This is a genomic window from Streptomyces sp. NPDC020965 (genome assembly GCF_044333555.1).
GTDB lineage: Bacteria > Actinomycetota > Actinomycetes > Streptomycetales > Streptomycetaceae > Streptomyces.
On sequence record NZ_JBIRRE010000010.1, the window covers coordinates 122,341 to 140,717 of the forward strand.

Consider the following 18,377-nt stretch of genomic DNA (forward strand, 5'->3'; position numbering starts at 1 on the left):
CATCCGCCCGGTGATCCCTGCCCCGGGTCCCCCGTCATCCACACCGGGTCTGACTTATGTGCATTGTCGTAAATGGTCCATTGCTCGCACGGTGATCGACTCGTCCGTGAATAGCGGAGGCCGCCCGCACGCGTGCTCCGCCCGACTCGTCCCGTATGCCCGAATCAACCCCCTTGTTCGTGCTGGCGGGAGCGCGCTGGGGGCGGCGCTGGCGGGCCCGTGATCCCGTGCCGGCGCCGACGTCTCGGCGGTGCCCCACACCCGCCTCCGACGGTCGGCTTTCGGATACCGCGTCAGGGGCGCCGGGGCGCTGCGCCTATGGTTGCTCCCAGCACTCCTGGACCAGCCTGCGCCTCGAAGGACAGCGATGCCCGCCAATACAACCGCCTCTTCCCGCAAGAAGAAGAAGGGGCGACGCGCCCGCTTTGTCGTGATCGTCCTGGTGCTGGCGCTGCTCGGCGGCATCGGATACAGCGGGTATTGGGGGGTCAGTACTGTCCGCGCCTCCTTCCCGCAGACCACCGGATCGATCAAGATCGACGGGTTGAGCGGTGAGGTCGAGGTCAAACGCGACGACTACGGCATCCCCCAGATCTACGCGGACAGCGACGAGGACCTCTTCCGCGCCCAGGGCTTCGTCCAGGCGCAGGACCGTTTCTGGGAGATGGACGTACGCCGCCATATGACGGCGGGCCGGCTCTCCGAGATGTTCGGCAAGAGCCAGGTGGACACCGACGCGTTCCTGCGCACGCTGGGCTGGCGCCAGGTCGCGCAGACGGAGTACGACACCAAGCTGACGCCGGAGACCAAGAAGTACCTCCAGGCGTACGCGGCGGGTGTCAACGCCTATCTGGCGGGCAAGGACGGCAAGGAGATCTCCGTCGAGTACGCGGCGCTCTCCTTCACCAACGACTACAAGCCCGAGCCGTGGACGCCGGTCGACTCGGTGGCCTGGCTGAAGGCGATGGCGTGGGACCTGCGCGGCAATATGCAGGAAGAGATCGACCGTTCCCTGCTGACGACCCGGCTCTCGCCGACGCAGATCAAAGAGCTGTACCCGGAGTACCCGTACGACAGAAACAAGCCGATCATGGAGAACGGTGGCGTGGATCGCGCCACCGACAAGTTCGACGAGGACGCCGAACCCTCCAGTGAGAACGGCTCGGACGGCGACGGCAACGGGTCAGAGAACAACGGCTCCGAGAACAACGGGTCCGAAGGCAACGGCTCCGAAGGAAACGGCGACAACTCCAGCGACGGCACCGAGGGCACGAACGGTGGCGACGGCACCGAAGGCACCGACGGCCGGAGCAACAGCGGCGGCGACAACAGCAACGGCGACAACATCAGCCTGGATCGCGTCGACACCGGGGGCACCCCCGCCGACGCCGCCCGGAGCCTGAACGACCGGCTCGCCGCCCTCTCCGAGACCCTCGACACCATCCCCGAGCTGCTCGGCCCGAACGGCAACGGCATCGGCTCCAACTCCTGGGTCGTCCACGGCAACAAGACCACCACCGGCAAGCCGCTGCTGGCCAACGACCCGCACCTGGCCCCCCAGCTCCCCTCGCTCTGGTACCAGATGGGCCTGCACTGCCGTAAGGTCTCGGCCTCCTGCACCTTCGACACCTCCGGCTACACCTTCTCCGGGATGCCGGGCGTGATCATTGGCCACAACCAGAACATCGCCTGGGGCTTCACCAACCTGGGCGCGGACGTCACCGACCTCTATCTGGAGAAGCTCTCCGGCGGCACCTACCAGGTGGGCGACGAGACCAAGAAGCTGATCACCCGCAAGGAAGTGATCAAGGTCGCCGGCGGGAAGAGCAAGACCATCACCGTCCGGGCCACCGACCACGGTCCACTGGTCTCCGACCGCAGTGACGAACTGGAGAAGGTCGGCCAGAAGGCCCCCGTCGAGGAGGGTCCGGACCGCGGCACCGGATACGGCGTCGCCCTCCAGTGGACCGCGCTCGAAGCCGGCAAGTCGATGGACGCGGTCTTCGCGCTCAACCGCGCCAACGACTTCAAGTCGTTCCGCAAGGCCGCCAAGAACTTCGAGGTGCCCTCGCAGAACCTCATCTACGCCGACACCGCGGGCAACATCGGCTTCCAGGCCCCGGGCTCGATCCCGATCCGCGCCGAGGGCGACGGCACGGTCCCGGTGCCCGGCTGGGACCCGAAGTACAAGTGGGACGGGCGCATCCCGTTCGATGAGCTGCCGCACGAGCTGAACCCGGATCGCGGCTACATCGTCACCGCGAACCAGGCGGTCATCGACGAGAAGAAGTACCCGTACATCCTGACCAAGGACTACGGATACGGCGCGCGCAGCCAGCGCATCAACGATCTCATCGAGTCCAAGCTCAAGGGCGGCGGCAAGATCTCCACGGAGGACATGCGCACCACCCAGATGGACAACACCAGCGAGATCGCGAAGCTGCTGACGCCCGAGCTGCTGAAGATCGACGTCGCCGACCCGTACGTCCGCGAGGCGCAGAAGCTGCTGGAGGGCTGGCGCTACACGCAGGACGCGGACTCGGCCGCCGCCGCCTACTTCAACGCGGTCTGGCGCAACATCCTCAAGCTGGCCTTCGGCAACAAGCTGCCCAAGGAGCTGCGGGTCGACGGCGAGTGCCTGATGGTCCGCCCGGCCGACAGCACCGCCCCCGACGACCAGCTCTCCAAGAGGGTGCTGGAGTGCGGTCAGCGGGACGGGGACTCGGCGCAGCCGGACGGCGGCGACCGCTGGTTCGAGGTGGTGCGCAAGATCCTCAAGGACCAGAAGAACCCCTGGTGGCAGTCGCCGGAGAGCCGTACGGACGAGGCGACCGACACCCGCGACGAGCTGTTCGCGCGGGCCATGGAGGACGCGCGCTGGGAGCTGACGGCCGAGCTGGGCAAGGACCTGGACTCCTGGAGCTGGGGCCGGCTGCACCAGTTGACGCTGAAGAACCAGACGCTCGGCACCGAGGGCCCGGGGGCGCTCCAGTTCCTCCTCAACCGGGGTCCCTGGAACCTCGGCGGCGGCGAGGCCACCGTCAACGCGACCGGCTGGAACGCCGCGGCCGGCTACGACGTCGTCTGGGTGCCGTCGATGCGGATGGTGGTCAATGTCGGTGACTGGGACAAGTCCCGCTGGATCAACCTGACCGGAGCCTCCGGACACGCATACAGTGCCCATTACACCGATCAGACCGACAAGTGGGCCAACGGTGAGTTGCTCGACTGGTCGTTCAGCGCGAAAGCGGTGGACGACAACACCGTCGACACGCTCACACTGACCCCTTAGTCGGTGCGGACGGCGTAAACCTGGTGACGCCCTCGGGCGTGACGACCGCGTGTACGGGGTGGTCGTGCGGCTCCTCCGGGATCCGTTCGACCACCTCGTTCGCGTACAACAGCACCACCAGGGCCGGGTCGGCCCCGGCCCGGATGAGCCGGGCGAGCACCCGGTCGTAGGAACCGCCCCCGCGGCCCAGTCGCATGCCGCGACGGTCGACGGCGAGCCCGGGAAGGAGCACGGCATCAGCCTCCAGCACGGCGTCCACGCCGAGTCGTGGCCCTTCCGGTTCGAGCAGTCCCCGGCCGGCGCGCGCCAGGTGTTCCGCGCCCCGGTAGGCGGCCCAGTCCAGGTCGTTGTCGGGCAGCAGTACGGGCAGCAGGACGCGTACGCCCCGCTCGCGCAGCGCGTCGAGCAGCGCGCGGGTGCCCGGCTCGCGCCCCACGGAGACGTAGGCGGCGACGGTGCCCGCCCCGGCGAGTTCGCCGAGGCCCAGGGCGCGGCGGGCGAGGGCCGCCGCGGCGTCGGTGGCGTCGGTGGTGGACAGCAGCCGCCGGATGCCGAGCAGTTGGCCGCGGAGCGTCCCCTTGGGGTCGTTCTGTTCGGACGGGGCGCCGCTCATCGCGCGCTCACCAGCCTTTCCTCTGCGTCTTTATAGCGGGACTTGGGCCGACAGGCTACGTTCTTCCGCTATTCCTCTCATATCCATCCCCACTCGCCGGATACGGTGCCGCACATGACTCAGTCGAACCCCAGGATCAGCAAGGCGGTCATCCCCGCCGCGGGCCTCGGTACGCGCTTCCTGCCCGCGACCAAGGCCACTCCCAAAGAGATGCTGCCGGTCGTCGACAAACCCGCTATCCAGTACGTCGTGGAGGAGGCGGTCGCGGCCGGCCTCTCCGACGTACTCATGGTCACAGGTCGCAATAAGCGCCCGCTTGAGGATCATTTCGACCGGAACTACGAGCTGGAGGAGGCGCTGACCCGCAAGGGTGACGCCGAACGGCTCAAGAAGGTCCAGGAGTCGAGCGACCTCGCCACCATGCACTATGTGCGCCAGGGCGATCCGCGCGGTCTCGGACACGCCGTGCTGTGCGCCGCCCCGCACGTCGGCGACCAGCCTTTCGCCGTCCTCCTCGGTGACGACCTGATCGACCCGCGCGATCCCCTGCTGTCGCGCATGGTCGAGGTCCAGGAGCGGGCGGGCGGCAGTGTGATCGCCCTGATGGAGGTCGACCCCGCGCAGATCCACCTCTACGGCTGTGCCGCGGTCGTGCCCACCGGTGAATCCGATGTGGTCCGGGTGACCGAACTGGTCGAGAAGCCCGACGCCGCCGACGCGCCGAGCAATCTCGCCATCATCGGGCGGTACGTCCTTGATCCGGCGGTTTTCGACATACTGCGGCAGACCGAACCGGGCCGCGGCAACGAGATCCAGCTCACCGACGCCCTCGAAATGCTCGCCGGGGACGAGACGATCGGTGGACCGGTGCACGGCGTCGTCTTCAAGGGCCGCCGCTACGACACCGGCGACCGCGGAGACTATCTGCGGGCCATTGTCAGACTCGCGTGCGAACGTGAAGACCTGGGACCCGAGTTCCGGAGCTGGCTTCGCAGCTATGTGACCGAGGAGATGTAACACCGTGAGCAGCAGCAGTGCGATCTGGTCGGTGGACGACCACCTGGCGGACATCCTCGCGGCGATCCGCCCGCTCGAACCGATCGAGCTGCAGCTGCTGGACGCGCAGGGCTGCGTCCTCGTCGAGGACATCACCGTCCCCGTGGCCCTGCCGCCCTTCGACAACAGCTCCATGGACGGTTACGCGGTCCGGGTCGCCGATGTCCAGGGCGCCACCGAGGAGTTCCCCGCGGTGCTGACCGTGATCGGCGATGTGCCGGCCGGGGGCGGCGGGCTGCCCACCGTCGGCCCCGGCCAGGCCGCGCGGATCATGACGGGCGCCCCGTTGCCGCCCGGCGCGGAAACCGTCGTCCCGGTCGAGTGGACCGACGGCGGCGCGGGCGGGGGAGCCGTCACCGAGATGCGCCCGGCCGGGGAGTCGCCGGAGGGTGCGAGCGGCGAGGTCCGGGTGCACCGGCCGGCCGCCGCCGGCGCGCATGTCCGCTCGCGCGGCAGCGACGTCCGGGCCGGTGATCTGGCGCTCGCGCGGGGCACCGTGCTCGGTCCGCCACAGATCGGACTGCTCGCCGCGATCGGCCGGGGCACCGTGCGGGTCCGGCCCCGGCCCCGTGTCGTCGTCCTCTCCACCGGCAGTGAGCTGGTCCAGCCCGGCGAGAGCCTGGGCGAGGGCCAGATCTACGACTCCAACAGCTTCGCGCTGGCCGCCGCCGCGCGGGACGCGGGCGCGCTGGCCTACCGGGTGGGCGCGGTCACCGACGACGCCGACACCCTCCGCGCCACCATCGAGGACCAACTGATCCGCGCCGACCTGGTGGTCACCACCGGAGGTGTCAGCGTCGGCGCGTACGACGTGGTCAAGGAGGCGCTCTCCTCTGTGGGCGACGAGGACGTGCCGGGCGGTGGCATCGACTTCCGGTCGCTCGCCATGCAGCCGGGCAAACCGCAGGGCTTCGGCACCATCGGCCCCGAGCACACCCCACTGCTGGCGCTGCCGGGCAACCCGGTCTCGTCGTACGTCTCCTTCGAGTTGTTCGTCCGCCCGGCGATCCGCACGCTGATGGGCCTGGACGACATCCACCGCCGGTCCACGCGCGCGGTCCTCAGCGCGGAGAAGGCGCTCACCTCACCCTCCGGTCGACGCCAGTATCTGCGCGGGGTGTACGACGCCGGAGCGGGCACCGTCACCCCCGTGGGCGGTGCCGGGTCCCATCTGGTCGCGGCCCTCGCCCAGGCCGACTCCCTGATCGTGGTCCCGGAGGACGACACCTCGGTGGAGCCCGGCGCGGAGCTGGAGGTGGTCCACCTCGGGTGACGTCCACTTCGTGGCGGTACCGTGGCTGCCCACACGGGGGCGCGCGGCCCCCAGCGGCCCCCTCGGGGCCCGGACCGGGAGCAATGGCAGCGAGATGAACACTGACGCCAGGCTGACGCACATCGACGAGGCGGGGGCGGCCCGGATGGTCGATGTCTCCGGGAAGGACGTCACCGCCCGCACGGCCCGCGCCAGCGGCCGGGTCCTGGTCTCGCCCCGGGTGGTGGAGCTGCTGAGGGGCGACGGCCTCCCCAAGGGCGACGCGCTCGCCACGGCCCGTATCGCCGGGATCATGGGCGCGAAACGCACCCCCGAGCTGATTCCGCTCTGCCATCCGCTGGCCGTCTCGGGCGTCACCGTCGATCTGTCCATCGCCGACGGAGCGGTGGAGATCACCGCCACGGTGCGGACCACCGACCGTACGGGGGTGGAGATGGAGGCGCTCACCGCGGTCTCGGTCGCCGCGCTCACACTCGTCGACATGGTGAAGGCCGTCGACAAGGCGGCGGTGATCACCGACATCCGGGTCGAGGAGAAGACCGGTGGCGCGTCCGGACGCTGGAGCCGTCCGTGAACGTTCCGCCGCCCGTGAACGCTCCGCCGCCCGTCCGCCGCGCGCTGGTGATCACCGCGTCCAACCGCGCGTCCGCCGGGGTGTACGCGGACCGGGGCGGCCCGATCCTGGTGGCGGGCCTGACGGAGCTGGGGTTCGCCGTCGACGGCCCCCAGGTCGTGCCCGACGGCGACCCGGTCGAACAGGCCCTGCGCGCGGGCGTGACCGCCGCGTACGACGTCATCCTCACCACCGGCGGCACCGGGCTCTCGCCCACCGATCGCACCCCCGAGGCCACTCGGGCCGTCCTGGACCGCGAGATCCCGGGCATCCCCGAGGCGATCCGCGCCCAGGGCCTGGCCGCCGTGCCGACCGCCGCGCTCTCCCGGGGGCTGGCCGGGATCGCCGGCCGTACCCTGATCGTCAATCTGCCCGGTTCGACCGGGGGGGTACGGGACGGGCTCGCCGTGCTCCAGCGGCTGCTGGCGCACGCGGTGGACCAGATCCACGGCGGGGACCACCCCGCTTCCCCCGGCGCTGCCGGCCCCTCGGCTCCCGAGGGCCCGCCCGCTCCTCCCGCCGTACCCGCTCCTCCCGCCGTACCCGCTCCTCCTGCCGCGCCCGCTCCTCCTGCCGTTCCTGATGCCGGTACGCCCGCCACCGGGAGCCCGAGCTGAACGCGCCCTGGCCGGTGCTGCTGGCGGACGGCGATATCGTCCTCCGCCCCATAAAGCTGCGCGACCAGCGTGCCTGGCGCGAGGTCAACCGCCGCAACCGCGACTGGCTGCGCCCCTGGGAGGCGACGATCCCGCCACCCACCCCCGGCGCCCCGCCCGCGCGCCGCCCCACCTACCGCCAGATGGTCCGTCATCTGCGCGCGGAGGCCAACGCGGGCCGGATGCTCCCCTTCGTGATCGAGTACCGGGGCCGTCTGGTGGGTCAGTTGACGGTGGCGGGGATCACCTGGGGCTCGATGTGCTCCGGTCACGTCGGCTACTGGGTGGACCAGGAGGTGGCGGGGCGCGGGGTGATGCCGACCGCGGTCGCCCTCGCCGTCGACCACTGTTTCCGTACGGTCGGACTGCACCGGATCGAGGTCTGCATCCGCCCCGAGAACGCGCCGAGCCTCCGGGTGGTGGAGAAGCTCGGCTTCCGGGACGAGGGAATGCGTCCCCGCTATCTGCACATCGACGGCGCGTGGCGGGACCATCTGGTCTTCGCGCTGACGGCCGAGGACATGTCCGAGGGTCTGCTCACCCGCTGGCACCGGCTCCAGCCGGGCGTACCCCGAGAAATGAAATAGGTGTTCGAACGTGATCGATGTTGGCCATGATCTGATCGGAACAATCGCAAAAAAAGCCCTTGATATCAGCGAGATCACGCGACACACCGGGCCAATTGGCGGATGCCCTTGCGAGAATCCCTCTACGGTGTGACCGTGAGCAGCAGCGGCCTCATCTACGCAGTCATCGTCGGGGCCTGGGCCGCCTACCTGGTGCCGATGTGGCTCCGCAGGCAGGACGAGCTGAACGAAGCCCGTCCGACGGAACGCTTCTCCACCGCCATCCGGCTTCTGTCCGGACGTGGGGCGATGGAGCGCCGGTACGCCAAGGAGCTTCGGGAACGCACCGGGGAGCAGCCCGAGACCGACGCGGCCCCGGATGTCGCCACGGACCCGATGAGTTCCGTGGACGTCCGGGCTTTCGCCGCGCCCAGAACCGACATCCGGCTGGAGATCCCCGCCACCGAGCGGCCTCCGGTCCCCGAGCGGCCACCGACCCCCGGACGGACCCCCCGCCCGCGCCCCGACCGCGCGGCCACCGAGCGGGCCCGGCGCGGCAAGGTGCTGGCCCGTCGGCGACGTACGACCGTGATCCTCTTCCTGGCGTTCACCCTGGGCGCGGTCGTGGCGGCGGTCGGCGGCTTCGGCTTCCTGTGGGCGCCCGCGGCGCCCGCGCTGCTGCTCAGCGCGTACATCTTCTATCTGCGTACCCAGGAGCGACGGCGCTTCGTCGTCGTCATGGACCGCCGCCGTGCGGAGATCGCGGCCCAGCGCCTGCGTGAGAGCCACACCCGCCGCCATCCGCACCAGCCCCCGGCGGCGCCCCCCGCGCCCCAGGCCGCGGAGCCCGAGCCGGCCCACCCGGAGCCGCAGCCCGTGAAGGTCTCGCCCCAGGAGGCGGGCCGGCGCGCGCTGGTCGAGCAGACGGACCATGCGGAGTGGGTGGACCAGCAGCGCGACCGCGGTCCGGCCGGCGGCGATAGCTGGGACCCCGTCCCCGTACCGCTGCCGACCTATGTGACCGCCCCGGTCGCGCCCCGGGCCACGAGCGGCGTCGATCTGAGCGACCCGGAGACCTGGAGCTCGGCCCGCTCCTCGACGGCGGACCCCATGGACCAGCCCGACCCGCCCCCGACCCACCGCACCCCGCCCCCGCGCCGCGGTACCCGCGACCGGGGCCGCACCCCCCTCTTCGACCAGTACGCGGACGACGACCGCCCGCGCGCCGCCAACGAGTGACCACGCCCGCCGCCCGGACCGGGGCGACCCCTGTGACCAGCGGGGGAACGGATTTCCAAGCACCCCGATCGGGATGCTAGAGTTTCACTCGTTGCAAGGGCCTGTGGCGCAGTCTGGTAGCGCACCTCGTTCGCATCGAGGGGGTCTGGGGTTCAAATCCCCACAGGTCCACCGCAAGACCGTTGCCGAGTCAGCTCGGGAGTGGTTACGAAATCCCGTCCGATCATTGAGATCGGGCGGGATTTCGTCGTTTCCGGGGGTGTCCTGTGTCATCGAACTTTGAGCGATTGCCACCGAAGTTTGAGTGGTCGGGGGCCGAGCGTCAGGAGCGACAGTTTTCGATCGGGTGGTGCAGCCTCGGATCGCTGTTGTACCGGCGAGCGCTGGGCGAGGCCGTCGCCACGGCGCCGGCGGTACGCGACGGTGCGCCGTCGACCGGCCCCGCACCCACGTACGCGCAGGTGCAGGTCCTCGTCGACGGGTCCGGCGTCACGTCCCGGTGAGTTTGTCGAGGTCGGGGGCGTAGACGGTCATCCAGTGCGGGTTCAGCCGGTAATAGACGACCTCACGGTTCCAGTCGAAAGCGTCGTCATCGCCGTAGAAGTCCTGCAAGTAGGAGAGGAGTTCCTGCCAGTCGGCCGTGGTCTCGGCGTCCTCGGGGTTCAGCTCCTCCACCGTGCCGTGGGTGAACACGCCGAGGTCCTCGCCGCGCATGTGCGCGACGCTGGCGGCCGGACGGGTCGCGAGATGACGAGCCTTGGCGGCGTTGCGCGCCGTGCCGAAGTGCCACCGGCCGTGCAGGAAGTGCCCGTCGGCGCCGCTGATCCGCGGTTCGCCCTTTGCGGTCACCGTGGAGAGGGCGAGCGTGCACATGCCGGTGAGGACCTCGGTGAGCTGCGCCGCCGTGATGGTGCGGCCCTCGACGATCGAGCGGAGGTGTGCGGTCGAGCCGGAGAGGGAGGAGTCGAGGAGGGACTGGAGCTCGTCGAGTTCTTCTGGGGTTTCGCGCATGCGTCCATCGTCGGCCGTAAACCCGACACCCTCTGTCGTCATTGACGAAGCACGCGGCGACAGCGGATGCACGCCCCGGGCAGACACCCGCGCGTTCGACCCCCGACCCGCTACACCACTCGGCGGGACACCATCTGATCTGGCTGGCTCCCGTCGGAATAGGTCACTCCCCGATCGGCGCCCGCTTCGGCCGAATCCATCAACACGGCCGGTCCGACTGAAAACCAACTCTGGTTCGCAGCAAGCAGTTCAGTCAGCCGCGGGCAGGCTGTGCCCCCAGTCACCACAGACGCCGGAGCAGAAGAAGCGCAATGGCGCAGCTCAAGCGGGTAACGGGAAGGGCGTGCCATGGCTCAATCCATTCACTAAATCGAGTCTCCACCGAACACGGAACGGTGCACTCGCAGTTCAGGAGGACCGTGCGTCCAGGTTTGGCTTCCGCCTCACCTCAGTCACGGACACGCTCTCGTCTTCGGGGGCGCCGAAGGGTTCCGCGATCACGCCTGTTCCGGTGCCGATGACTTCCACTGCCAGGCCGGAGCCCATGAACCGAAGGTCCACTCGGGCGCGCGGGTTGCCGCCGAGGTCGGGCATCTTGTGGATGCGGTCGGTACGGTATCCGGCGGCGATAATGGTCTGCTGAAGTGTGCTGTAGGTGGTGTGCGGCTTTCCGGCTGCTTTGGTGGCCAGGCGCTCGGCGTGCTTGGCGGCGGCGCACTTTTCGATTTCGCCGAGTTCGACTTCCTGTGGTGGGCCGGACTGCATGGGCTTGTCGGGCATCTCACCTGACTCATCGACGGGGATGGGTATGTCGCCGTTCGCGTCAGGTGTCCCGGCTGGCTTGTCGGTGCGGGGGGCTACACCGCTGGGGATGCCGCCGGGCAGTGTCCCGGGATCTGGTGCGGCGCCGCTGCCGCTGGGGGCGTCGGGGGAGCATTGGCGCGCGAACTTGTTGAGGATGTCGAGGAAATGCTTCTCGGTGGGCTGCCGGGCGGGTGAGGCGGAGAGCTGGGAGCCGACCGGGGTGGTGGATGTGGATGAGGCTGTCTGGGTGCCGCAGGCGGTCAGGGCGAGGGAGCCCGCAGCCGCTATGACGACGGACGCAGTGAAGCGAATGGGTGGCATAGATGAATCTTTGCCACCCGCTCACATGGGGCGCATGAGCATGCGTACTCATGGCTTGATCAGAGGCCAAAAGTAGTCGTCGAGATCTGTGGACCGATTGATCTTAGTCTCGTTGTGATGGCTTGATTTCGACGAGTTCGGTTTCGAAGCCGTCATCGTTCTCCAGGAACGGCCCCGGCGTAGTTCCGCTCAGTTCGTGATCAAGTAAGGCCGAGGCAGGCGGGGGACGGCGAGGGTCGCGGGCATTGCGGCGGAGGCCGGCCGCGATGTTCCTTGTTCCGGTTGTCCAGAGGGCGCCGATGGCGAGGTTGCGGTAGGTGGACATCGCGCGTGGTGCGTTGCCGGTCCGGAGCTGGAAGCAGGTGATCTCGTTCGTCTTCTCGCCGACGTCCGGCTGGGTCATGACCAGGCCGGTGGCGTGGTCCAGCGCGGCCAGCAGGTGGATCTTGCGGCCCTTGGCCCTGGCCGCTCCGCGAAGCCTTGCCGTTCACCGCGAGGCCGCGCAGCCCCTTCGGCCTGGTGCGACGTGCCGTCTAGTCCGGGAAACAATCACCTGCCGCTCGGGAAGCGATCTTTGACCAGAGCTTTTCGAAGCTGGTCAGCCCTACTTGTGAACACCCGACCGCAAGACCGTTGCCGAGTCAGCTCGGGAGTGGTTACGAAATCCCGTCCGATCATTGAGATCGGGCGGGATTTCGTCGTTTCCGGGGCTCGTTGACAGCTGTCCGGGGCGGGCCGCCCTGTCGATCGTGCGCAGCCCGTGTCGGTCGAGTCAGCCCCGGTGGCCCCAGTCCAGGCGGTCGGCCAGTCCCGCGGCGGTGAAGGCCGCCGCGAGTTCGTCGCGGCCCTCGGTGAAGTGGGCCCAGCCGTCGTAGTGGACGGGGACCACGCGGCGGGCGCCGAGGAGTTGGGCGGCCTCGGCGGTCTGGGCGCTGTCGAGGACGATGCACCGGCCGTCGAAGAGGACGGGGAAGCGGGGTGCGCCCGCGAAGAGGACGGCGGTGTCCACGGGGCCGAACCGTTCGGCTATCCGCCTGACCAGGTCGAGTGAGGCGTTGTCGCCACTGATGTAGACGGTGGGCAGGCCGGCGGCGGTCAGGACGAAGCCGACGACCTCGCCGGTGAGCGGTTCGACCTCCTCGCGCGCCCCGGGCCCGTGCACGGCCGGTACGCCGGTCACGGTGATCGTGCCGCCGCCGGGGCGGTCCAGCTCGATCGACTGCCAGTCGGCCAGCCCCTGGGCCTTGCCCCCGAGGCGCCGACCGCCGCCGGGGGTGGTGAGGGTGAGCGGGACATCGGCGAGCAGGGCGCGTCCGGAGACGTCGAGGTTGTCGGCGTGCTCGTCGTGGGAGAGCAGGACCACGTCGATGGGTCCGAGGTCGGCCGGGCCGCCCGCGGCGGGCGCAGTCTTGGTCAGGACCGGTCCGCCCGGCGTAGGGAAGTCGCCAGGGGCGTCGAAGGTCGGGTCGGTGAGAAAGCGCAGGCCGCCGTAGTCGAAGAGGGCGGTCGGGCCGCCGAAGACGCGGACAGGGAACTGTTCGGTCGTCGCGGTGGGGGAAGGCATCAGAAACGCACCTCACGGATGGTTGTGGTTGAACCGTGAGGGAACCCTAGTCCGATCTCACGGATGAGTTCAAGTGAAACCGTGAGAATCATGGATGGCCGGAGCTTGTAGCATGAGAGCCATGGAAGAGACCGCGCCCCTCGAACCCGGCCTGCCGCCCGAACCCGGCCTGCCGCCCGAACCCGGCCTGCCGCCCGCACCGGGTGCGGAGCAGTACCCCGCTCTCGCTCTCGCCAACAGCGCCATCGCACTGCCGGGCGGGCACTACATCGACCAACTCGGCACCCCCGCGGGAGCGAACGCGTGGCTGACCGAGCGCGGTCTCGCCCCGGTCGAGATCGGAATGCGGGAGATGTGCGCGACACAACTGCGCTCCCTGCGCGAGCAAATCAGGGCCCTCCTCGCCTCCCGCGTCGACGGGCTGCCTGCCCTCCCCGCAGCCCTGGGTGCGGTCAACGACGCGCTGGTCAGAGTCCCCACCGCCCCTCTGCTGCGGTGGGATGACAGAACCGGCCCCTACCGCGCCGCCCCGCACCCCACCACGCAGATCGTCGACCATGCGCTCGCGACCCTCGCCGCCGACGCCGCTGACCTGCTCACCTCCCCCGACGCCGAACGCCTCACCGCCTGCGGCTCCCCGCCCTGCAATCGCTATCTGCTCCGCCACGGTCGCCGCCACTGGTGCTCCACCCGCTGCGGCGACCGCGCCCGCGCCGCCCGCGCCTACGCCCGTCGCGGCAGCGCACCCCAGTAGCGCCCACCCCGGTAACGGGGCACCCGGCCACGCGTCATCGGAACCACCACGGCTTCCCCCCCCAGGTCGAGCCCGACACCGGAAGCCCCGCCCCAGCCAAGGGGCGGCCCGCCACGGAGACCAGCTTCCGCCGGTCGAGCCTGCCTGGATGCTTGCCCAGGGCGCTGCCCAGATGTGTGTGTCCGGGGCTTTGCGTCAGAGCAGCAATGAGGCAACCGTCCGCCCTGGTGCTCCGACGCAAGTGCGCATAAGGGTGCACTTCCGCACCGAGAGCGGCACCCGCATGCGCCAATCAAGGATCCGAATCGGATGTCGAAATCTGACCTCTGGCGCTGGTGGTACTGGCCAAGCCGTAGGGCTGCATGGTGATCTGACCGAGGGGAAGGGCTTCGGCAACGCCACCCGGGAGCGTGGCTTAGGGTCTATGCATGACTGCAGAGAAGCTAGGCAAAATCCTCAGCTCCGTGGCGAAGAGAATGCACGCCGATTTTGAGCAGTCGCAGGCATTCCAGCACAACGGCGAGGCCGGCACGTCGCGTGAGGTGCTCATTCAGCAGTTTCTGTCTGGATACCTTCCGGCGCATGTCGAGGCGGTGCACAACGCGGAAGTCATCGCGGTGAACGGTGATGTTTCGCCGCAATCCGACATTATTCTCATTGATCGCGGGACGCCGCCATTTACCAGCCTTCAGGGATTTCGGATCATTCCCAATGAATGCGTATACGGCATGATCGAGGTCAAGACGAAGCTGGACGGAGCCCAGCTCGCTGATGCGTGCAACAAGATCAGTAAGCTGCGCAGGATGCCCAAGAGCGCCTATCGGCCCATCTCCGGCGTGATATCCCGCACCACGAAGGCGTACGGGGCGACCCATAACCACTTCCCGACATCGGGCATGATTGTTGCCTTCAATAGCCTCAACCTGGAAACCGTGGGGGGGCACCTGATGGACTGGTGTCGCACCCGGCACCCCAGCGAGTGGCCCGATAGCGTATGGGTGGTCGGAAAGGGGCACCTTCAGTGGGGCGATTCCCGCACAGGTGCACTCTTTCGATCTCCGGTGCCCGGGGCGTCACTCTTCCAGGTCGATGCCGACCCCGACCAGGACATCCTGCTTCCGCTGGCAATTCACCTCAATATTCATTTCTCTGATGCCTGGATGAATCCACTCGATCTCCTCCCCTATGCCGGAGCCACGCCTCTGGGGACGTATGCCAGGACGTGGACGATCTGAGCGAGTGGGCTGTCCTCTGCCATCCGTAGCGCACGGGTGTCGCGACCAGGCGTCGTCACCGGGCCGCAGTGACGGGCTCTCGCGCGCTACTGCGGTGTCGCCTGGGGAACCGCGTCTCCGACGAAGCGGCCATCGTCCGAGCGGTACACGACCCCTACGTCGTACCGATCCAGCAGGGTGTACATGTCGGGGGCGGGGGCGGCCGGGAGCAGAATGACGCGCCGGGGCTCCCCTTCGTGCTCCGGCATATTGACGTAGCGGCTGTAGTCGAGGATCTGGCCGAGGGCCATCCGCACATCCTCGCGCGAGTTGGATCCCTTCGCCTCGTACAGCACGTGAGCCGTAGCGTCGTACAGATCCGTGCGGAATGTGGAGGTAAGGCCCTTCACCTTGATCTGGTAGGCGCCGGTCCGGTGTCCGGCCACCGCCGATCACTGGCTGTGGCAGTTGGCTTCCCGTTCGGCCCCGCGCGACTTTCCCATCGCCCCGGAGAGCACCCAGTCCGAGTTCGATCAGGTGGTGCGTGTTTCCGGCGACTGGAGCGCCCTGGTGCTGCGGGACGGCGCCGCTTTCCTCGGTCATCGGGCCGACACTGGCGCGGGTGACTTCTACGCGTTCGGGGCTCTGCACGCCCGTACGGTCTACCTGGACGCACTGCTGCTCGGCACGCTTCAGCGTGACCACATCGACCGCCTCACGGACCAGCTCTCCGAGGTCTTCGACGGCCTGCGGCTCTCCGCCCAGGTCGGTTCCCTGGAGCGGAGCATCGCGCTCTTCCGCAGTACGTACTGGCGTCAGCATCTGACCGCGCACGGTCCGGCCAATGAGCTACTGCTGGCGTTCCAGGCCCAGCACCGGCTGCCCGAGCGCTTCGCGGAGATCCTTGCGGAGGCCGCGGACTACAGCCGACTGGTCCAGGGCCAGGACAGTCAGCAGATCAGCGGTGCTCTCGGAGTCCTCACCATCCTGGGGCTCCCGCTGGGCACGGCGCTCAGCATCCTCCAGGTGCTCGGCGACGAATCCGTTCCCCACCTGCTCATCGCGCTGGCACTGGCCCTCGCCGCGACGACCGCCGCGCTCACCACGCGCTACGGTCGGCTGGTCATTTCCTCACTGCGCGGCGGCGCGGGCCCCGGGCCGGAGCGCTGACGGGTGCCGCGGCTCCGTCAGCGCAGTGGCTTGATGTAGCAGCGGCTGCTGTCGTACTCGCGGTAGTGGCCGAATTTCTTCGGCGCGGGTGTGTAGCCGCAGGAGGTGTAGAGGGCTATCGCCTCCGGCTGCTGGTCGCCGGTCTCCAGCACCATCCTGGTGCGGCCCGCGGTGCGGGCGTCCGCCTCCAGGGCGGCGAGGATGCGGCGGGCGAGGCCGAGGCCGCGGGCCTCGGCGATCACGTACATGCGCTTCAGCTCGGCGTCGCCGTCCTCGTACTGCTCTTCGTTCCGGTCCAGGGCGCGCCAGCCGCCGGTCGCGACCGGGCGGCCCCCGTCGTCGTACGCGATGAGATACAGCCCACGCGGGGGCGCGAACATCGCGGCGTCCAGGGGTGTCTCGTCGCCGCCGTCCCCGTAGCGCTCGACGTATTCGAGCTGTACGGCGTTGTCGAGGGAGACGGCATCGGGGTGGTCGTAGGGGACCGGGCGTACGTCCATGCGAGCGATCGTACGTGGATGCGAATATCCGCTTTCGTGGTGGTCCTGGGTAGGGTGCCGGGGTGCTCTCCGTCGCCTCCGGCGGCGCGGGGCGGACTCCCGTGGCTCTGATCTTTAGGAGCGTGCTGTGCTCACCGTGACCAGTGTGAATGTGAATGGCCTCCGCGCCGCCGCCAAGAAGGGTTATGTGGAGTGGCTGGCCGCCACCGACGCCGATGTGATCTGCCTCCAGGAGGTGCGGGCCGAGCCGGAGCAGCTCCCCGAAGCGGTGCGGCGGCCCGACGGCTGGCACGCCTTCCACGCGCCGGCCGGGGCGAAGGGGCGGGCGGGGGTCTCCCTCTGTACGCGGCGGGAGCCGGACGAGGTGCGGATCGGATTCGGGTCGAGCGAGTTCGACGGGAGCGGGCGGTACATCGAGGCCGATCTCCCCGGTGTCACCGTCGCGAGCCTCTATCTGCCCTCCGGTGAGGTGGGGACGGAGCGCCAGGACGAGAAGATCCGGTTCATGGCTGAATTTCTTCCCTATCTGCGTGAGCTGAAGGCGCGGTCCGCCGCGGCCGGCCGGGAGGTCGTCGTCTGTGGCGACTGGAACATCGCGCACCGTGAGGCGGACCTCAAGAACTGGCGCGGCAACAAGAAGAGCTCCGGTTTCCTGCCGGAGGAGCGCGCGTGGCTCTCCGAGGTCTTCGAGGAGTACGTGGATGTCGTACGGCGGCTCCACCCCGAGGAGGAGGGCCCGTACAGCTGGTGGTCGTACCGGGGGCGCGCCTTCGACAACGACACCGGCTGGCGGATCGACCTCCAGGTGGCGACGGAGGGGCTGGCCGGGCGGGCGCTGAAGGGGTACGTGGAGCGGGCGGCGACGCACGGTGAGCGGTGGAGCGATCATGCGCCGGTGACGGTGGTCTACGACCTTTAGGGGGGAGGGGCGGAGTCGCGGAGTCGTCCAGTCCGGAGTCGCGGGGGCACGGGGGCATAAGGGCGCGGGGTCACGGGGGTGCGAGCGCGCTGAGTCGCCCAGGCCGGGGCCGGGCGCGCACGGGAGCGCGGAGTCGCGGGTCAGCGCGCGCGGAATCGGCGGTCCAGTGCCATCGACAGCTCCGCCTCCACCACGCTCTTCGCCAGCGGGCGCAGCCGCTCCGGCTCCGTCGTCGGCGAGTGCTTCCGCAGGATGTCGACGAAGAGGTCGGCCAGCTCGTCGGCGTGGGTCCGTACCCGCCGCCCCGCTTCCAGTACGACCGAGAGCGGCACCCCCTCGCGCACCAGTGCCGCCGACACCTCCAGCAGTCGGCGGCTTATGTGCACGAGCTCGTCGCCGTCCGTCGCCAGGTAGCCCAGCTCCAGCGCCGCCGCCAGATTCTCCGGCGTCACCTCGCCCGCGAAGTGGTCCGCCAGCTCCTCCGGGGTGAGCCGGACCGGGGTCTCCTCGGTCGGCTCACCGAGGCCGAGCACCTCGCCCACGTCCCGGCCGCTGTCGAACGCCGTCGCGAGGTCCGCGATGCCGTTCAGGGTGTGGCCGCGCTCCAGCAGCGCGGAGATCGTGCGCAGCCGGGACAGGTGGTGGGTGTCGTACCAGGCGATCCGGCCCTCGCGGCGGGGCGGCGGGATCAGGCCACGCTCGCGGTAGAAGCGCAGGGTGCGCACCGTGATGCCGGCCGTCTCGGCCAGCTCCTCCATGCGGTATTCGCGTTCTGCTGCCACGGGGAAAGCCTATGTTGAATGAACGGTAAC

19 protein-coding genes and 1 tRNA gene are annotated in these 18,377 nt (G+C 69.3%); 12 read left to right on the forward strand and 8 right to left on the reverse strand.

Features of this window, described 5'->3' with window-relative positions; all coding sequences use genetic code 11:
* Window positions 1–367: 367 nt before the first annotated feature.
* A complete protein-coding gene (locus ACH4S7_RS27785; RefSeq protein ID WP_398524046.1) occupies window positions 368–3,292 on the forward strand; it encodes a penicillin acylase family protein in 2,925 nt (974 codons plus the stop codon).
* Here the strand turns inward: ACH4S7_RS27785 and ACH4S7_RS27790 are convergent.
* Window positions 3,276–3,905, reverse strand: coding sequence for a 5-formyltetrahydrofolate cyclo-ligase (locus tag ACH4S7_RS27790; protein ID WP_398524047.1), 630 nt, complete (start codon window positions 3,903–3,905; stop codon window positions 3,276–3,278). The genes ACH4S7_RS27785 and ACH4S7_RS27790 overlap by 17 nt on opposite strands.
* A 114-nt stretch (window positions 3,906–4,019) precedes the next feature.
* On the opposite strand from ACH4S7_RS27790, the gene galU reads away from it, so the two are divergent.
* The 7 genes from galU (at window position 4,020) to ACH4S7_RS27825 (ending at window position 9,479) form a co-directional block, all read left to right on the forward strand.
* The gene (galU, locus tag ACH4S7_RS27795; protein ID WP_398524048.1) at window positions 4,020–4,922 is read left to right on the forward strand and encodes a UTP--glucose-1-phosphate uridylyltransferase GalU; all 903 of its coding nucleotides are present in this window, start codon (window positions 4,020–4,022) and stop codon (window positions 4,920–4,922) included.
* A 4-nt stretch (window positions 4,923–4,926) separates the two neighbouring features.
* The gene (gene glp, locus ACH4S7_RS27800; protein ID WP_398524049.1) at window positions 4,927–6,234 is read left to right on the forward strand and encodes a gephyrin-like molybdotransferase Glp; all 1,308 of its coding nucleotides are present in this window, start codon (window positions 4,927–4,929) and stop codon (window positions 6,232–6,234) included.
* A gap of 94 nt (window positions 6,235–6,328) precedes the next feature.
* A complete protein-coding gene (gene moaC / locus ACH4S7_RS27805) occupies window positions 6,329–6,808 on the forward strand; it encodes a cyclic pyranopterin monophosphate synthase MoaC (RefSeq protein ID WP_398524050.1) in 480 nt (159 codons plus the stop codon).
* A complete protein-coding gene (locus tag ACH4S7_RS27810) occupies window positions 6,805–7,464 on the forward strand; it encodes a molybdenum cofactor biosynthesis protein B (protein ID WP_398524051.1) in 660 nt (219 codons plus the stop codon). The genes moaC and ACH4S7_RS27810 overlap by 4 nt, the downstream gene beginning before the upstream one ends.
* 14 nt (window positions 7,465–7,478) lie before the next feature.
* Window positions 7,479–8,090 (forward strand): GNAT family N-acetyltransferase, encoded by a 612-nt coding sequence (locus ACH4S7_RS27815; protein ID WP_398524052.1) that lies wholly within the window; start codon window positions 7,479–7,481, stop codon window positions 8,088–8,090.
* 135 nt (window positions 8,091–8,225) lie between these two features.
* Complete coding sequence (gene glpR, locus ACH4S7_RS27820) at window positions 8,226–9,308, forward strand: gephyrin-like molybdotransferase receptor GlpR (protein WP_398524053.1); 1,083 nt, start codon at window positions 8,226–8,228, stop codon at window positions 9,306–9,308.
* Between the two features lie 97 nt (window positions 9,309–9,405).
* Window positions 9,406–9,479: transfer RNA gene (locus tag ACH4S7_RS27825), tRNA-Ala, on the forward strand.
* Between the two features lie 318 nt (window positions 9,480–9,797).
* Here the strand turns inward: ACH4S7_RS27825 and ACH4S7_RS27830 are convergent.
* The 4 genes from ACH4S7_RS27830 to ACH4S7_RS27845 all read right to left on the reverse strand — a co-directional run bounded on the left by ACH4S7_RS27830 (window position 9,798) and on the right by ACH4S7_RS27845 (window position 13,008).
* Window positions 9,798–10,319, reverse strand: coding sequence for a pyridoxamine 5'-phosphate oxidase family protein (locus ACH4S7_RS27830; RefSeq protein ID WP_398524054.1), 522 nt, complete (start codon window positions 10,317–10,319; stop codon window positions 9,798–9,800).
* Window positions 10,320–10,727: 408 nt separating this feature from the next.
* Window positions 10,728–11,444 carry a hypothetical protein gene (locus ACH4S7_RS27835; RefSeq protein ID WP_398524055.1) on the reverse strand — a complete coding sequence of 239 codons (717 nt, stop codon included), beginning with the start codon at window positions 11,442–11,444 and terminating at the stop codon, window positions 10,728–10,730.
* A gap of 103 nt (window positions 11,445–11,547) precedes the next feature.
* Window positions 11,548–11,847, reverse strand: a complete 300-nt coding sequence (locus tag ACH4S7_RS27840) for a hypothetical protein (protein WP_398524056.1) — start codon at window positions 11,845–11,847, stop codon at window positions 11,548–11,550.
* Between the two features lie 369 nt (window positions 11,848–12,216).
* Window positions 12,217–13,008 (reverse strand): MBL fold metallo-hydrolase, encoded by a 792-nt coding sequence (locus ACH4S7_RS27845; RefSeq protein WP_398524057.1) that lies wholly within the window; start codon window positions 13,006–13,008, stop codon window positions 12,217–12,219.
* A gap of 112 nt (window positions 13,009–13,120) precedes the next feature.
* Here ACH4S7_RS27845 and ACH4S7_RS27850 point away from each other — a divergent pair, with 112 nt between their 5' ends.
* Both ACH4S7_RS27850 and ACH4S7_RS27855 read left to right on the forward strand, forming a co-directional pair.
* Window positions 13,121–13,762: a CGNR zinc finger domain-containing protein gene (locus ACH4S7_RS27850; protein WP_398524058.1), complete on the forward strand. Its 642-nt coding sequence runs from the start codon at window positions 13,121–13,123 to the stop codon at window positions 13,760–13,762.
* A gap of 428 nt (window positions 13,763–14,190) precedes the next feature.
* Window positions 14,191–14,997 (forward strand): DUF6602 domain-containing protein, encoded by an 807-nt coding sequence (locus ACH4S7_RS27855; RefSeq protein WP_398524059.1) that lies wholly within the window; start codon window positions 14,191–14,193, stop codon window positions 14,995–14,997.
* A gap of 86 nt (window positions 14,998–15,083) precedes the next feature.
* Here the strand turns inward: ACH4S7_RS27855 and ACH4S7_RS27860 are convergent, their stop codons facing one another.
* Window positions 15,084–15,422 (reverse strand): hypothetical protein, encoded by a 339-nt coding sequence (locus tag ACH4S7_RS27860; RefSeq protein ID WP_398524060.1) that lies wholly within the window; start codon window positions 15,420–15,422, stop codon window positions 15,084–15,086.
* Window positions 15,423–15,516: 94 nt separating this feature from the next.
* On the opposite strand from ACH4S7_RS27860, the gene ACH4S7_RS27865 reads away from it, so the two are divergent.
* Entirely contained in the window at window positions 15,517–16,146 is a 630-nt protein-coding gene (locus ACH4S7_RS27865) for a hypothetical protein (protein ID WP_398524061.1), read from the forward strand.
* A 17-nt stretch (window positions 16,147–16,163) separates the two neighbouring features.
* Here ACH4S7_RS27865 and ACH4S7_RS27870 read toward each other — a convergent pair whose 3' ends face one another.
* The gene (locus ACH4S7_RS27870) at window positions 16,164–16,646 is read right to left on the reverse strand and encodes a GNAT family N-acetyltransferase (protein ID WP_398524062.1); all 483 of its coding nucleotides are present in this window, start codon (window positions 16,644–16,646) and stop codon (window positions 16,164–16,166) included.
* A 127-nt stretch (window positions 16,647–16,773) separates the two neighbouring features.
* Here ACH4S7_RS27870 and ACH4S7_RS27875 point away from each other — a divergent pair, with 127 nt between their 5' ends.
* Window positions 16,774–17,565 (forward strand): exodeoxyribonuclease III, encoded by a 792-nt coding sequence (locus ACH4S7_RS27875; protein WP_398524063.1) that lies wholly within the window; start codon window positions 16,774–16,776, stop codon window positions 17,563–17,565.
* 140 nt (window positions 17,566–17,705) lie between these two features.
* On the opposite strand, the gene ACH4S7_RS27880 is transcribed toward ACH4S7_RS27875, so the two are convergent.
* The gene (locus ACH4S7_RS27880; RefSeq protein WP_398524256.1) at window positions 17,706–18,323 is read right to left on the reverse strand and encodes a MerR family transcriptional regulator; all 618 of its coding nucleotides are present in this window, start codon (window positions 18,321–18,323) and stop codon (window positions 17,706–17,708) included.
* Window positions 18,324–18,377: the final 54 nt, after the last annotated feature.

Coding starts and splice junctions, on each gene's coding strand:
- ACH4S7_RS27785 (WP_398524046.1), top strand. CDS start 368: ATGCCCGCCAATACAACCGCCTCTTCCCGCAAGAAGAAGAAGGGGCGA.
- ACH4S7_RS27790 (WP_398524047.1), bottom strand. CDS start 3,905: ATGAGCGGCGCCCCGTCCGAACAGAACGACCCCAAGGGGACGCTCCGC.
- galU (WP_398524048.1), top strand. CDS start 4,020: ATGACTCAGTCGAACCCCAGGATCAGCAAGGCGGTCATCCCCGCCGCG.
- moaC (WP_398524050.1), top strand. CDS start 6,329: ATGAACACTGACGCCAGGCTGACGCACATCGACGAGGCGGGGGCGGCC.
- ACH4S7_RS27830 (WP_398524054.1), bottom strand. CDS start 10,319: ATGCGCGAAACCCCAGAAGAACTCGACGAGCTCCAGTCCCTCCTCGAC.
- ACH4S7_RS27835 (WP_398524055.1), bottom strand. CDS start 11,444: ATGCCACCCATTCGCTTCACTGCGTCCGTCGTCATAGCGGCTGCGGGC.
- ACH4S7_RS27840 (WP_398524056.1), bottom strand. CDS start 11,847: ATGACCCAGCCGGACGTCGGCGAGAAGACGAACGAGATCACCTGCTTC.
- ACH4S7_RS27845 (WP_398524057.1), bottom strand. CDS start 13,008: ATGCCTTCCCCCACCGCGACGACCGAACAGTTCCCTGTCCGCGTCTTC.
- ACH4S7_RS27850 (WP_398524058.1), top strand. CDS start 13,121: ATGAGAGCCATGGAAGAGACCGCGCCCCTCGAACCCGGCCTGCCGCCC.
- ACH4S7_RS27855 (WP_398524059.1), top strand. CDS start 14,191: ATGACTGCAGAGAAGCTAGGCAAAATCCTCAGCTCCGTGGCGAAGAGA.
- ACH4S7_RS27870 (WP_398524062.1), bottom strand. CDS start 16,646: ATGGACGTACGCCCGGTCCCCTACGACCACCCCGATGCCGTCTCCCTC.
- ACH4S7_RS27880 (WP_398524256.1), bottom strand. CDS start 18,323: ATGGAGGAGCTGGCCGAGACGGCCGGCATCACGGTGCGCACCCTGCGC.